Below are 423 nucleotides of genomic sequence, written 5' to 3' on the forward strand. Positions count from 1 at the left end.
GTAATGACACCAGCTTTGGCAAGATGGGCCAAAAGTGCCCTTGAACCGTTGTTCGGTGCTTTTGTAAGGCATCCAAGATTAGCGCTGCCAATCTAAGGCGGACCAAAAAAAGCCCCGTAAAGAGGCTTGTACGGATCCATTTTTTCACGGATTAATATCTTGTGCAACGGTTACCTGTGTTGTGTGCAGTTTTTTAGAGTCCATTCATACTTTTCCAAGTACTCATTATTGTTGGGTTTTCATTTTTTGACTTAGGCATTTAACCACTAATATTTTTGATATAGCATGGCGGGGTATTTACCATCCTGAGCATCAGGTTGTCGAATATGCCCTCCTTCATGAAGCTGCGGTTGAACCTGTAGCAATATTCGTCGAGATAGTCCTGTAGGTCCCCCACGTGGTGGTGCATCCCCCTAAGCCATG

At 44.7% G+C, this 423-nt stretch carries 1 pseudogene; it reads right to left on the reverse strand.

What is annotated here, in order from left to right:
* Nucleotides 1-259: 259 nt before the first annotated feature.
* Nucleotides 260-423, reverse strand: a pseudogene (locus tag BFP75_RS13610) (IS1595 family transposase); the annotation flags it as partial.

It is taken from the genome of Maribacter sp. 4G9 (genome assembly GCF_002742265.1).
Classification (GTDB): Bacteria; Bacteroidota; Bacteroidia; order Flavobacteriales; family Flavobacteriaceae; genus Maribacter.